Source organism: Tunturiibacter lichenicola, from assembly GCF_051013355.1.
GTDB classification, from domain to species: domain Bacteria; phylum Acidobacteriota; class Terriglobia; order Terriglobales; family Acidobacteriaceae; genus Edaphobacter; species Edaphobacter lichenicola_F.
The window spans coordinates 325967-338496 of record NZ_CP132945.1 but is presented as its reverse complement, the minus strand read 5'-3'; the positions used below and the strand labels follow the sequence as shown (position 1 = coordinate 338496).

General features: G+C 53.8%; 13 protein-coding genes and 3 pseudogenes. 10 read left to right on the top strand and 6 right to left on the bottom strand.

What is annotated here, in order from left to right; all coding sequences use genetic code 11:
- Positions 1–11 precede the first annotated feature (11 nt).
- From RBB82_RS24290 to RBB82_RS24280, 3 genes are all read right to left on the bottom strand, one after another.
- Positions 12–143: a hypothetical protein gene (locus RBB82_RS24290; RefSeq protein WP_433975674.1), complete on the bottom strand. Its 132-nt coding sequence runs from the start codon at positions 141–143 to the stop codon at positions 12–14.
- Positions 144–158: 15 nt separating this feature from the next.
- Positions 159–542 (bottom strand): hypothetical protein, encoded by a 384-nt coding sequence (locus RBB82_RS24285; protein ID WP_433975673.1) that lies wholly within the window; start codon positions 540–542, stop codon positions 159–161.
- Between the two features lie 1195 nt (positions 543–1737).
- Entirely contained in the window at positions 1738–2412 is a 675-nt protein-coding gene (locus RBB82_RS24280) for a Fic family protein (RefSeq protein ID WP_433975672.1), read from the bottom strand.
- A gap of 218 nt (positions 2413–2630) precedes the next feature.
- Between RBB82_RS24280 and RBB82_RS24275 the strand changes: the two genes are divergently transcribed.
- The 5 genes and pseudogenes from RBB82_RS24275 (at position 2631) to RBB82_RS24255 (ending at position 6018) form a co-directional block, all read left to right on the top strand.
- A complete protein-coding gene (locus RBB82_RS24275; RefSeq protein ID WP_433975671.1) occupies positions 2631–3815 on the top strand; it encodes an ATP-binding protein in 1185 nt (394 codons plus the stop codon).
- 317 nt (positions 3816–4132) lie between these two features.
- On the top strand, positions 4133–4573 hold the full coding sequence (locus RBB82_RS24270; RefSeq protein ID WP_433975670.1) for a hypothetical protein: 441 nt from the start codon (positions 4133–4135) through the stop codon (positions 4571–4573).
- Between the two features lie 123 nt (positions 4574–4696).
- A pseudogene (locus RBB82_RS24265) lies at positions 4697–4804 on the top strand (hypothetical protein); the annotation flags it as partial.
- Positions 4805–5371: 567 nt separating this feature from the next.
- The gene (locus tag RBB82_RS24260) at positions 5372–5623 is read left to right on the top strand and encodes an AbrB/MazE/SpoVT family DNA-binding domain-containing protein (protein WP_433975669.1); all 252 of its coding nucleotides are present in this window, start codon (positions 5372–5374) and stop codon (positions 5621–5623) included.
- Entirely contained in the window at positions 5620–6018 is a 399-nt protein-coding gene (locus tag RBB82_RS24255) for a type II toxin-antitoxin system VapC family toxin (RefSeq protein ID WP_433975668.1), read from the top strand. Before RBB82_RS24260 ends, RBB82_RS24255 begins: the two co-directional genes overlap by 4 nt.
- 229 nt (positions 6019–6247) lie before the next feature.
- On the opposite strand, the gene RBB82_RS24250 is transcribed toward RBB82_RS24255, so the two are convergent.
- Positions 6248–6637 (bottom strand): DUF2384 domain-containing protein, encoded by a 390-nt coding sequence (locus RBB82_RS24250; RefSeq protein ID WP_433975667.1) that lies wholly within the window; start codon positions 6635–6637, stop codon positions 6248–6250.
- A 142-nt stretch (positions 6638–6779) separates the two neighbouring features.
- Positions 6780–7070 (bottom strand): replication protein RepA, encoded by a 291-nt coding sequence (locus RBB82_RS24245; RefSeq protein ID WP_433975666.1) that lies wholly within the window; start codon positions 7068–7070, stop codon positions 6780–6782.
- 247 nt (positions 7071–7317) lie between these two features.
- Between RBB82_RS24245 and RBB82_RS24240 the strand changes: the two are divergent.
- The 3 genes and pseudogenes from RBB82_RS24240 to RBB82_RS24230 form a co-directional block, all read left to right on the top strand.
- Positions 7318–7539 (top strand): annotated as a pseudogene (locus tag RBB82_RS24240) (tyrosine-type recombinase/integrase); the annotation flags it as partial.
- A gap of 398 nt (positions 7540–7937) precedes the next feature.
- On the top strand, positions 7938–8210 hold the full coding sequence (locus tag RBB82_RS24235) for a type II toxin-antitoxin system ParD family antitoxin (protein WP_433975665.1): 273 nt from the start codon (positions 7938–7940) through the stop codon (positions 8208–8210).
- Positions 8207–8530, top strand: a complete 324-nt coding sequence (locus RBB82_RS24230) for a type II toxin-antitoxin system RelE/ParE family toxin (RefSeq protein ID WP_433975664.1) — start codon at positions 8207–8209, stop codon at positions 8528–8530. The genes RBB82_RS24235 and RBB82_RS24230 overlap by 4 nt, the downstream gene beginning before the upstream one ends.
- On the opposite strand, the gene RBB82_RS24225 is transcribed toward RBB82_RS24230, so the two are convergent.
- Positions 8467–8601 carry a hypothetical protein gene (locus RBB82_RS24225; RefSeq protein WP_433976026.1) on the bottom strand — a complete coding sequence of 45 codons (135 nt, stop codon included), beginning with the start codon at positions 8599–8601 and terminating at the stop codon, positions 8467–8469. The two genes, RBB82_RS24230 and RBB82_RS24225, sit on opposite strands and share 64 nt — an antisense overlap.
- 194 nt (positions 8602–8795) lie before the next feature.
- Between RBB82_RS24225 and RBB82_RS24220 the strand changes: the two genes are divergently transcribed.
- Positions 8796–10145, top strand: coding sequence for an ISNCY family transposase (locus RBB82_RS24220; protein ID WP_433975663.1), 1350 nt, complete (start codon positions 8796–8798; stop codon positions 10143–10145).
- Between the two features lie 1023 nt (positions 10146–11168).
- Positions 11169–12242: pseudogene (locus RBB82_RS24215) on the top strand (IS5 family transposase).
- Positions 12243–12530: the final 288 nt, after the last annotated feature.

Here is a 12530-nt window from a genome sequence, read left to right as displayed (position 1 = left end):
AAGCGCGAAGGCTACGACAGTCTGCTGTAGCAACCCAACGAGACCGCCGTTTCGCCCGCGCCGTCGGTGGCACCTCTTTTTACTGCTTCCTGAGCGCTTTTTCGACTTTCTTCACTGCCTTCTTCTTCTTTTTCTTTTGTCACAATCCCTCACAGTTATTACTGACGGCGAGCCGCTTTCTTGGTGGCCTTCTTTACGTTTTTTTTCGAGGCCTTCTTAGCTGGTGTTTTTTTGGATGCAGCTTTCTTGGATGTCTTCTTATCGGGTACCTTCTTGACGGCTTTCTTGATCGCTGTCTTTTTAGTGGTCTTCTTCACAGTTGCCTTTTTGGTCACGGTTTTCTGGGGAGCCTTCGCAGCGGGCGCTTTCCTGACAGCTTTCTTTGTCGCAACCGCTTTGGGAGGTTCCTTCTTCAGCACGTCTGTCACCGTGGTTACAGCCGCGCCAGCCGCCGTTTTGACCTTGCCAGCAGCATCTTCCGCCATTGCTATCCCAAACCCAACTGCTTCTGCAACTTTTTCAACTATTGTTTTCTCAGCCACTTTCAATCCCCTCAATCTGTGTGTTCTACGCAGCTACGGATTGTAGAGGTATATGGGCATATCCGCATATAATTTTTGATTTTAACCACGAATTCTTTAATGTCTTGACTGCCCGTATCCGCCACGCTTTGACGAAGACCGCTGCATGACCGACATCGCCAACACCCCTTGCCTTCGCCAAGCAATGCGTCAAGTGACAAGATCATTGGAGCGGCGTCCGTAACTTCTGAGACTAAAGAGAGGTTCTAGCCGCCGGGTACACAAGATTGCCAGCTTGCGTCAGCGGCCTTTTGGGCAAGTGCTTCTTCATACCAAATCAACCGTGGCACCAGTTCTCTTTCAGTGGAGCGTCTGGGTAGGACCTCTGAACCGCATGAACGAGCGGCCCATCTATTGGGGCCAAAAGCTTAGGTTTCCCGTCTCAGCGAAAGGAGATAAGTAAAGAAGAATGCGCTTTGCATGCTAGCTCTCATCAACATTGGTGTCGCCCCCATGCGCAGGCGTGTTTCTGGTCAGGCCCACATGTAGGCATATCGCTTCGCCTTCGCTCTCCTATCAGTTTAAGGACATGACTATGCCAAACCTTTCCATTTCCACCGATTCACCGATTAACACCGACGAAGCTGCGGCGATGCTTGGGTACATCCGAAGACATTACAGCGACTAGCAAGATCGGGACGCATCACCGCTTACCGAGTGGCAAGCTTTGGAGATTTCAGGCTTGCGACTTGTGGGGAGATTTAGCCGTTCGCACGGCACCTTTGAGCGGACCGTAGACGCATGTCGCTGCGGTTCAAACTACTTGATTCGAGGGGCCGCTTGCGAAGTTGGCTTTGTCAGATTTGTGGGTAGAGCCTCGGGAACAATTCTTCCAGGGCGCTGTCGGGGAAGCGGAGTGATACAGGTCCTTTTGGCGTCGCCGACGCGAGCAATCCCAATTCAGTCACCTCGGTAAGCACGCGACGGGCAGTTCGTTCTGGGAGGCCTGTGATGCGAGCACCCTCCCCTCTCTCGAACTCGCCTCGCATGAGCGCTTCTTCCAGAAGTGCAGCCGCTTGAGGTTTGAGAGCGCTGCTCCTCTCAACGAGAGTTCGGAGCCTCTGCTTCAGCTCATTCAAATCGAAAAGGCCAGACATGAACTGCACTTGATCCAAACAAACTTTAAGGAACCAGAGCACAAACTCTTTCAGTGCTTTTAAGAGAGGTTTCCTCGACCGTCCAAGTCTCCCTGTCTTGGCATGTCGGTCAAGTCCATCATCCGCTTGTACTCGCCTCGACTCTCAAGTCCTCGCGCAAGACCGCGTGAAATTGACCATAGACCGTGCGCCCCAATGCCGGTTTGATGCGCCATCGCATGGCTCATCAAACGACTCACCCGGCCGTTTCCATCAGGGAACGGGTGGATGTAATTTAGGCGATGATGAGCTGGTGGGATGGCCATGATCCGGCCTGCCGTTCCGAAATGTGAGAGGTTATAGCGTTGCTCGAAATATCGCATGAAGTCTGTCACGCGCTCGCTGGATGGCGGAAGGTGGCGACCGACCGCGTTATCGTGTTCGGGCTTTGATCGCCATTGTCTTGGGACCATGACAATTTTGCGAGATTCATTCTTGAGAGCGAGCATTGCCGGGGCAGCGTCTCGATAAAACTCACTGTGAATCCACTGAATGAAATCAGCAGAGGTCGCGGGAGGCAATGTCCCATCTTGAGACATTTGATCGATTGCTGTTTGCACTCGGACATGAGTCGCCGCTTCGATCTGCAGGTTACGGCGTTCTTCATTCTGATCCAGATCGCGCGACAGCGCGCGCTGAATGTCGCGTGCCCGTGTGTTGTGGCCTTCGATCAGATTGCTGTAATAGGTATTCATGATTCGCACAGCGTCGGCCAAATTCGCGGCTGTGAGTGGATGCAGAAACTTGCCGAGGATGGATACCGCTGCCGTTAGATCTGCAGCCACATCCGCGATAGCCGATGTGGGCTCGCTCTTGAAAGCAAGAGCCCCCGGAAGACGCACCTTCAAAGATGTATAGTGAATTTAGCAAGTTTATGAAAAATTTGTAAAATGGATAAAGAGGTTATATATTCATGGATCCGATTGAAAATCCCTACTCTCCGGGTGCTGGCTCCCCGCCACCCGAATTGGCTGGGCGTGATCGAATACGTGAGCAGGTGCGAATTTCCATTGCACGGATCAGGGTTGGAAATTCAGCAAAAAGCGTTCTAATGGTTGGACTTCGGGGGGTCGGCAAGACAGTGCTGCTCGACCAAATGCGCACCGATGCAGAGCGGAGCGGTGTCCATACGATCCGTATTGAAGCTCCAGAGAATAAATCTCTTCCCGCGCTTTTGGCTCCGCAACTTCGACTTGCGCTTCTCAGATTGAGCCACGTGGAGGCTGCCAAGAGCTTGGCCACAAGGGGGCTGCGAGCACTTGCGGGGTTTGCCAAAGCCCTCAAAGTTAAGTATGAAGATATTGAAGTAGGTCTGGATTACGAGCCTGAAGCAGGCCTCGCCGACAACGGGGATTTAGAGGGAGATCTGACATCTCTCCTCGAGCAGGTCGGGGCTGCTGCAAAGAGTGCAGGAACAGCCGCCGTCCTGTTTATCGATGAATTGCAATACATTAAGGAAGATCAGTTCGCTGCACTGATTTCCGCATTACATCGCTGCGCACAGGGTCGATTGCCGGTAACGGTCGTCGGGGCTGGTCTTCCTCAGCTGTTAGCTCTTGCTGGAAACGCTAAATCATACGCCGAAAGACTATTCGATTTTCCTCAGATAGGCGCATTAGATCCCCACGAAGCGGAGTTAGCGATCGTCAAACCCGCACGTGAAAAGGGGGCTGACTACAATCGTGACGCGACTGATGAGATCGTCGAGCAAACCCGAGGCTATCCCTATTTTCTTCAAGAATGGGGTAAACACTCTTGGGACATTGCAAAAATCAGTCCGATCACTCTCAAGGATGTTAAGGCGGCTTCGACCGAAGCAATCGCCGCGCTGGACGAAAGTTTCTTCCGTGTCCGCTTTGATCGGCTGACGCCGAAGGAAAAACACTATTTGCGGGCGATGGCGGAGCTTGGACCTGGGCCTCATCGTTCAGGTGATATTGCTACCCTTCTCGCGAAACCAACAAACTCATTGGGACCCCTTCGTGCGAGCTTGATTATCAAAGGCATGATCTGGAGTCCGAACCACGGCGATACGGCCTTCACGGTGCCCTTATTCGACGAATTTATGAAGAGAATCATGCCGGGAGATGACTGGTAGGGGAGACCTCAATAAACGGAATCTTATGTACGTTTAGCAGAGAGCCGATGTAATGTTGTCAATAGATAAGAAAGAGGCAGTCGGAAGAGAGCGGAAGGAAAAATCCTACCTAGGCACAAAGACCAGGCGAGGCTATCGACCAGACAACTTAAGACAGGAATGGCACGTGGTAGCGAGGTACTACTACGTCGCACCATGTTGCCGACGCCTGAGGTGTTCGACCACGGGGGCACGACCGAAGCTGAGGCAAACTTCAGGCCAGAGCTGCTGCCACAAGGACGAATGGAAAGCACTGCCTGACTAATAAGGAGTACAGCGTGACGAATTTGAAGACGGTAGTGAGCGTGGCAGACATACTGGAACGGGAAATGGAACCTACGATCAAAGACTGGCTGCGGCGAGTGAATCTGGTTTCAGCAATAACCGTCATTCCCCTTAGCGATGAAGAGCGCACCGGCCATTTGCCCAAGTTGTACTCCGACCTGATTTCCCGCCTGCGCCTTCCTGAGGATGTCCAGCCGTCCGTTTCCGTTGCCGCTAACGCGCACGGACAACTACGGCGTTTGCAGGGCTACTCTGCCGCAATGCTCATTGAGGAGTCGCGGATGTTCCAAGTCGCCACATTCGGCGCGTTACATCTCCATCAGAGCGAACTCGATCAGGAGTTGGTGCTCTCAGACGTAATGGTCATCGCGGATGAGGTGGATGCGCAACTCGGGGAAACCGTGCGCAGCTTGACGGCAGAACCCGCAGTCTAGAACGGCGTTCAGAAAATGCTCCATGCCCCACAATTCTCCTGAGCTGGTTGGCGTTGAAGGAGAATGCGGGGCCGTGGAGTTGTCCGGCACCGGGCCGCTATCCTACGTTACTCTAGCGCGTGTTCCCCGCTTGGATGGGAGCACATCAATCTCACCGGCAATTACATCTGGCACGCTAATGAGCGGGTAGCCAAGGGTGGCTTCAGACCTCTCCGGAGCCCACTGAAACCCCTCAGTGGTCCCTTAGCGTACATAAATTTCCCTTTCTTGAGGTGCCCCCTGGTAGATTCTTGGACGCGACACGCACTGATGCAGGCCCACGCGCGCGTTTGGTGATTTCCGTCATGCGCATTACCGAAGTCTGGGGCAGGGAACCGAGCGAAGTCTTACGTACAACCCTGCGGTCATGAGTTGATACTAAAGTCGCGCTCAAGAGAGTGTCTGGTTGTTCGGCTAGGTTGTTCATCAACTCGCGTTTGTGACTCTCGCCCCCCAACCTGTCATTCGCCGCAGCTGCCAGACAGGAGAGCGCGAGCTAGCGATGGTGCGGTGAGTGCATCTTCGTACTCACGCCGTGTCAGCTGATAGCGTTGCGTGACCTTGAAATAATTGATGTTTTGAATATTTTTCCTCTATATGCGCCAGAAGACATTGAACCATTTCATATATGGCTCAAGTTGAGGGTTATGGATATTTCCCAAGATTCCTAGAACCCGTCTGGTTTTCGTTTCAGACCCTGAATGGTAATGGAAATCTGCATTACAATGAATTGGAATACGTCGGCAGAGGGCTATTACCATGAAGACACTGACAGTCACGACGCGGGGACAAGTTACATTTCGAAAAGAAGTCCTGCAGCACCTCGGTATTGAACCCGGAGAAAAAATTGAACTCGAGTTGCTGCCTGGAGGTCGGGGAGTTCTCAAAGCGGCTCGGCCATCAAAGAAGATAGACGGCTTCCTGGGTCTTCTCGCAGGTCGGACGAAGGAGACCGCCACAATCGATCAGATAAACGAAGCAGTGGAAGAGGGCTGGGCCGGCAAGAAATGAAGATCACGGTAGATACCAACGTGCTCATTCGAGCCGCCGTACGTGACGATGAAAAACAGGCGATGGCTGCAGACAAGATTCTGAAGAGTGCTGAGATCATCGCGGTAACCCTTCCTTGCTTGTGCGAGTTCGTCTGGGTCCTACGCCGGTTATACAAATTCGACCGCTCAGATATCGCAGGAGCTATCCGAGCGCTCGCCGATACGGCGAATGTTACCCTCAACCGGCCAGCGGTCGAGGCCGGGCTTGCTGTTCTAAATGCCGGGGGCGATTTTGCAGATGGACTCATTGCCTATGAGGGGAGCTGGCTCGGAGCAGAGACGTTCGTCTCCTTCGATAAGAAGGCTGCTACTCTCCTTGCCAAACAGAGATACGCAACAAGGGTTCTGTATTAGAGCCGTAAATTGTCGTTCACAGGTGCGATTGCCATCGAGCTAACTGAAGATGTCCTTGCAGGCGTCCACTGGCTTACGCACAAGGTCGCCGCGCATTTTTAGATTGTCACGAATATCCACCACAGTATTAGTCAGTTCACGGTGACTCCGCGGCCGGCACAGAGCGGTGTTAGCAAGCTTCCGCCGGTCGTCAACATGGATAGCGTAGAGCGAACTTACCAAGTGCCAATTAGGCTTCCGCGACAAAAGCTCTGGCAGCTCCTAGAACCTCAGGTGCGATTTCGTTCAAGTCACCTTCTTTTATGAGACGCAGCGGAACTCTATCTCCCAACTCTGGATTGACTCCTGTCAACCATGCCTGAACGACTGTAGGTGAATCGTGATCGCTCAATGTCTTCACCAGTTGGTAAGCGAAGCGAAGGCGAGCTTCTACATCGCGATACGGTTCGATCCCACCTATCCAACGATCGAGCGCCCGCCCATCTTTCACACTAGCCAAATAACACGTGAGCTTGCGTCCGACTATATCAATGAGACGTTTCACAATCTCCCCGAACTGTAGCGTTATGGCTTCACGATGAGCAGCATGGTCGGGTCTAAGATCACCAGCGGTAGCCATAAACAATCACCTCGCTAAGTCGACATTTCAATACCGGAACAATCACAAGTGAATTACTCATGAATGACTACAATTTTACATCAGATTAAGGACACGGGCCGGAAGGCCTTTCCAACCCAAAATATACGGTGAAGAAACAGTTCTAATGCTTCATGGACCGGTGTATGAATGTAAGCCGTTTGGCATTCACCATCGAGACCTTGTCGTCATCCTGGAAGAGGAGCTGCATCCGAGTTGCGGCGAGGCGGTTGAGTTGCTCTTTGAAGCGCCCGATACTCCCGGTCTTCCCTCCGGTGACTGCCAAGCCGAGATCCAACATGAAGGCGCTCATACTGTGAGCGATTTCGATCTCGGGGCTCTTTTGAAGCTTGGCAGCCGTGCACAAGTGGATCATGAGCAGACGAGGCTTGGCGCCGTAAGGGATGCCCTGCATCGTTGGCCTTCGTGTTTGGGGGCTCAGCAACACGCCTGGGGTAAGAATGAGCGAGGTCGGAAGGCTTGGCCCCGTATATTTCCACCGCCGCATCGTCGATGACCTCAAATGGCAAGACCTGGCGGAGCCATTCTTGGCCCGTTTGCATGGCGTCAGCGTAGGCGTCCCTCTCGTCTTCACCGGGTTCGACTGGAAAAGACGCCACCGCCAGGCTCGGTCTCGCCACCTGTTTCAAATCGCGACCAATGTGCACATGATGATCCAGCGGCGGGCGCGAGCTGCAGGTCTGCGCACCAGGATCAGCCCCCATAGCTTCCGCGCCACCGGCATCACCACCTACCTGCAGAACGGCGGCAAGCTCGAGATCGCCCAGCAGATGGCCGGCCATGAATCCGACCGCACCACTGGGCTCTATGACCGGCGCAACGATCAGATCGCCCTCGATGAGGTGGAGCGGATTGCCTTTTAGTGCGTGTTATGTTCGTCGACGAATTGGCTAATCGTCTTAGCCGCGAATAGTGATCTCAATAGCATCAGGCGGCACGTTGAAGAGTGCAAGCCCCCTCTTCGCTTTTGCCATCGTGAAAGCCCCGGTCGCCGGCTTCTTCGGGGCTCAATCTCCTGTACGCCTCCCCTTTCCTCGTCGACCAGCCTTGGCGAAGATCGCCGATCCCTTAGATGTCATAATTTAGGTATTATTTGTAAGTTATTGATTCTATTTATTATAATGGCCCATTATGTACAGCGATCTTGATAGCAATATTGAAAACCGCTTGTCGGTTGCACTTCTTACAAGTGGCCAGATAAACGAATCGTTGCCAACTATTGCCAATGGCTTCTATCATAAAGCGACGGAGGAATTTCGCTATGCCAACGCGTAACATCAATCTCACCCCGGAAATGGACAAGTTTGTCGATACGAAGATCCAGAGCGGTCAATATGCGAATGCGAGCGAGGTACTTCGTGCCGGACTGCGAGCTTTGGAGGAGCACGATCAGGAAAACCAAGCTAAGCTTGAAGCCCTTCGTTCGGCGGTTCGGGCTGGAATCGATAGTGGCGTCGCGGAGGGGGACGTTATTGGGAGAATCCGCGAACGAATTCAAAGGCGAGCTGAAGTAACTGGAAGGCTGAATGCGTGAGCAAGTACCAGCTCTCGAACCTCGCAGAACTCGATCTCGCCGATATTGCTGACTACACAACAGACGTATGGGGCGCTCAACAAGCCAAACTTTACATCGAGAGCCTTGTTGAATGCTTCACACAGCTTGCGAATATTCCAGGTTTAGGCCGGTTGTGCCATTCCGTCCATGCTGACTTTCGACGGATAGAACATAAGCAGCACGTCATCTTTTATGGGCTCACTGAGAACGGAATCTTTATTAGCAGAATTCTTCATCAGAGGATGCTCCCGTCCAGACATGCGCTGATGGAAGGCGAGGACTTAATCCCTCGAAACTGAAAAACACCAATCGCCTTCAGGATCAGTAGGTCGAGCGTGCCTTGCAGCAGGATTGTCTTGTTTTCTCCCAACTCTTGACTCCTGACTCCTATCGAATGACGATAGGGACATGTTATGTTGCCTGAATTGGGATGAATGCTATACTTTTAGTATTTATTATAAGTAATTGATTACATGTCTGATAATAACCGTTACGTATAGTCGAGCTGTAGCGGCTCGATAGAAATGTCATGGTCTGGCTCGTTAGAACTGTCAGGTTCTAAGGATGGCATGGATTTCTATGAGCGAGCGAGATCTGAGACGTATTGAAGTGTTGAGCGACGTGCGGGCTGGACGTCGGACGGTGGCTGCAGCGGCAGCCGTGCTTGCGGTCAGCGAGCGCCAGGCGTATCGGCTGCTGGCTCGGTATGAAGCCGATGGCGGCAGCGGGCTGATCCACAAGGCGCGTGGCCGCGTGTCGAACCGGAGCCGTAACGAAGGCATCCGGAAGTATGCAGTCGAGCTGGTCAAGACCAGGTACGCCGACTTCGGGCCGACGCTGGCGATCGAAGTGCTGCTGGAGAAGCATCAGCTCCGGATCGGTAAGGAGACGCTGCGGCGATGGATGATGGCCGAAGGTTTGTGGTTGTCACGCACCCAACGCAGGACCTTCCACCAACCTCGAATGCGGCGCGAGAGCTACGGTGAGTTGATCCAGATCGACGGTAGCGATCACCGCTGGTTCGAGCAGCGCGGTGACCCCTGCACGCTGCTGGTCTTCATCGACGATGCGACCAGCAAGCTGATGCAACTGCGCTTCGTGCCGAGCGAGAGCACAGACTCCTACTTCGAAGCGCTGAACGGATATCTCACGACACACGGCTGCCCTACCGCCTTCTACTCTGACAAGCACACCGTCTTCCGAGTGAACCGTCCGGATGCGAAGGGCGGTTCGGGCATGACGCAGTTCGGGCGAGCTCTCGCAGAGCTCAACATCGAGATCCTGTGTGCGAACTCGAGCCAGGCAAAAGGCCGCGTGGAGCGGGCGAATCGCACGCTGCAAGACCGTCTGGTCAAGGAGCTGCGCATGGCCGGCATCTCTGATAGGAACGCCGGGAACTTGTTCCTGCCGGAGTTCATGAAGCAGTTCAACGAGAAGTTCTCGGTACCCGCAGCGAAGACCGAGAACATGCATCGCAGACTCAACGTCCAAGCCTCTCGGCTTGCTGACATCCTGTGTCATCGCGAACAGCGCCACGTGAGCCAACAGCTCAGCTTGGCATACGACCGTAGGCAGATCATCCTGGAGCGAAGTGAGATGGCAGACAAGCTGGCAGGCCAGTATGTCGAGATTTATGACTTCAGCGATCGACCGCTCGAGGTTCGCTGGAAAGGCTATTCGCTTCCCTATCGCGTCTTCAGCAAAGACCAGCGTGTCAGTCACACCGCCATCATCGAGAACAAACGGCTCAGCCACGCACTCGCTACCGTGAAGGCACAGCAGGATCTTAAGCATGAACCAAAGATCCAGACGAACAGCGACAAGGGCGGATACAAGAAGAACCCGCGTCGAGTCTATGGGCCGGATTACGTCCCGAAATCCAACGGCGCCCCCGCGGTGGAAATGACGGCCTGATGGAAAGCGAGGAAAACATGAAGCCGTTTCCCTCTCTTCCCACAGTCCTTGGAAATCACCAAAGAACGTCGATTCCCACATTACGCACCGCACGACGACTACTAATGATTATTAAACAAATACTTCAACAGATAGACTTATACTGACACTTCTAATGGGCTAGCCACCCTGTCATTTCTAAAGAGCTACAACACGAGCTATCAGCGCCGGCATGGTTAGCCCCATGGATTGCCGCAACCGAGAATACCAATACATACAAGGTGGCGCCCATTGCCAGCGAAAGACTGGCGTTGATGATCCGCACCGCACGTAGGGTTCGTGGATCAAACTGCATCGAAACAGCAAGCAGGAAGCAAACTCCGTTAAGGGTAGAAAGAAGCATTTGCAGCCTAGGGGCAACATCCGTCCCTGTTGTTCCCATCACCTCCGCGCGAAGATCCGCTGTCATCCCGGCGGCCGAAAGCGCACTCGCGAATGCCAATAGCCACCACAATGAGCGCCAGGGGTAACTCGCATGCCGTGCGGTATAAAGACATGCAGAGATAACCGCGAATTGCGCTAAAACAATTCCAAGAGTAGAGATAGGCGTGAGCCGCTCTGGAAGCAGAAGGGCAAATGCTACGTGCAGCGCGAGGCACCCGGCCGCAAGCCACGGAACAAGCCTTCGAGCTTTCGTTCCAGAAAGGCTTCGCACAGACTAATCCTCTACATCGTTGCATTCCGAAGCACATGATTGTGATGCCACAACAAAGGTGCGCGGCGTTTTCGTTTCTGAATCAGTAAATGGGGGGAGAAGGATGCCTTTTTTCTGCCAAGATAACGCAAAGTCAGCTTTCGGCTGTTCGCTGTCAAATAAACCGGGAGTTCATGGGGGAGCATCGCCTTCCTCTTTTCTTTCGTTCCGCCTAAGTTCCGACTTGATGCCATAAACCACGAGCAAAGACTACAGAATAAAAAACAAAGTTAACATTTCGTAACTCCCTGCCAGTAGTCCAATGCTACGGGACTACCTACGGCTTAGCCATCACACTTAGGTGTGTGAGCAATTGTGAGCCGTGTACGTTGCGTGTACCTCAGGACCATCCGTTGCGTGAGGTCCGCAGGCTTACGGATGTGGTTCTGGTCTCTCTGAGCGGGGCGTTCGATGAGATGTATTCGGTCTCTGGCCGTCCGTCGATCGCGCCTGAGTATGTGCTTCGGGCACTGTTGCTTCAGGCGTTTTACTCGGTCCGTTCGGAGCGGCAGCTGGTCGAACAACTCGACTACAACCTGTTGTTTCGCTGGTTCGTCGGCCTCGGCATGGACGACGCGGTATGGAACCATGCGGTGTTCTCGAAGAACCGTGACCGGTTGCTCACCAGCGAGGTGGCACGGCGGTTCTTCGCCGAGGTCAACAAGCAGGCCAAACGCTTCATGAGCGATGAGCACTTCACCGTTCGACGGAACGCTGATCCAGGCATGGGCGTCGCAGAAGAGCTTCCGCAAGAAGGACGGTTCGGACGATGATGGCACGAACTTCCACGGCCAGAAGCGCAAGAACGAAACGCACGAGTCGACGACCGATCCCGATGCCAGGCTCTACAAGAAGAGCTATGGCAAGGAGTCGCACCTGGCCTATCTTGGCCATGCGCTGGTGGAGAACCGCAACGGCCTGATCGCCGCCGCGATGGCGACCCAGGCCGATGGCTATGCCGAACGCGAAGCTGCGCTGCTGCTGCTTGAAGCGAAGCAAAAGGGCAGCTCACGGCGCATCACCGTGGGTGCCGACAAGGCCTACGACACGAAGGATTTCGTGGTGGCCGCCCGGGCGCTCAACGTGACCGCGCATGTAACCAAGAACGAGAAGGACGTCGCTCGAACATGGATCGCAGGACCACCCGGCATCCCAGTTATGCGATCAGTCTGAGCCGGCGATGGCTGATCGAGAAGAGCTTCGGGTGGCTCAAGCAGACCGGCCCTATTCGGCAAGTGAAGCTCCGCGGTCTGCACAAGATCGACTGGATATTCGTCTTCAGTTGCGCAGCTCACAATCTTATCCGCCTGCCCAGGCTGATCGCGCAACAGGCCCGGCAAGGCCTTCGGCAGAAGTGCGCCTGAAAACACCCTGTCGAGTGTTCAACCAAGCACCGCAGCCCAAAATGTCCCGAAACCACTACGCCCAAAAAGCCTCGCAGGAGACAACTACCGAGTGATGGCGCACCAACGAACCCTATTTCAACAAGCTCCTAGATTGAAACGGTGACTCAGACTCTTCACCCATCGCATTAGCAATCACTCTGATAGCGCCAAGTTCAAACTATACCGCTCCATCTCAACTCGCTACGACAAAACAGCAAGGAACTCCTCGCTGCCATCCACCTCGCCGCTACAATCATTTGGCTCATT

What these genes read in the sequence shown, in the direction of transcription:
- RBB82_RS24280 (WP_433975672.1), bottom strand. Translation starts at nt 2,412, where the DNA reads ATGAATACCTATTACAGCAATCTGATCGAAGGCCACAACACACGGGCA.
- RBB82_RS24275 (WP_433975671.1), top strand. Translation starts at nt 2,631, where the DNA reads ATGGATCCGATTGAAAATCCCTACTCTCCGGGTGCTGGCTCCCCGCCA.
- RBB82_RS24260 (WP_433975669.1), top strand. Translation starts at nt 5,372, where the DNA reads ATGAAGACACTGACAGTCACGACGCGGGGACAAGTTACATTTCGAAAA.
- RBB82_RS24255 (WP_433975668.1), top strand. Translation starts at nt 5,620, where the DNA reads ATGAAGATCACGGTAGATACCAACGTGCTCATTCGAGCCGCCGTACGT.
- RBB82_RS24250 (WP_433975667.1), bottom strand. Translation starts at nt 6,637, where the DNA reads ATGGCTACCGCTGGTGATCTTAGACCCGACCATGCTGCTCATCGTGAA.
- RBB82_RS24245 (WP_433975666.1), bottom strand. Translation starts at nt 7,070, where the DNA reads ATGCAGGGCATCCCTTACGGCGCCAAGCCTCGTCTGCTCATGATCCAC.
- RBB82_RS24235 (WP_433975665.1), top strand. Translation starts at nt 7,938, where the DNA reads ATGCCAACGCGTAACATCAATCTCACCCCGGAAATGGACAAGTTTGTC.
- RBB82_RS24220 (WP_433975663.1), top strand. Translation starts at nt 8,796, where the DNA reads ATGGCATGGATTTCTATGAGCGAGCGAGATCTGAGACGTATTGAAGTG.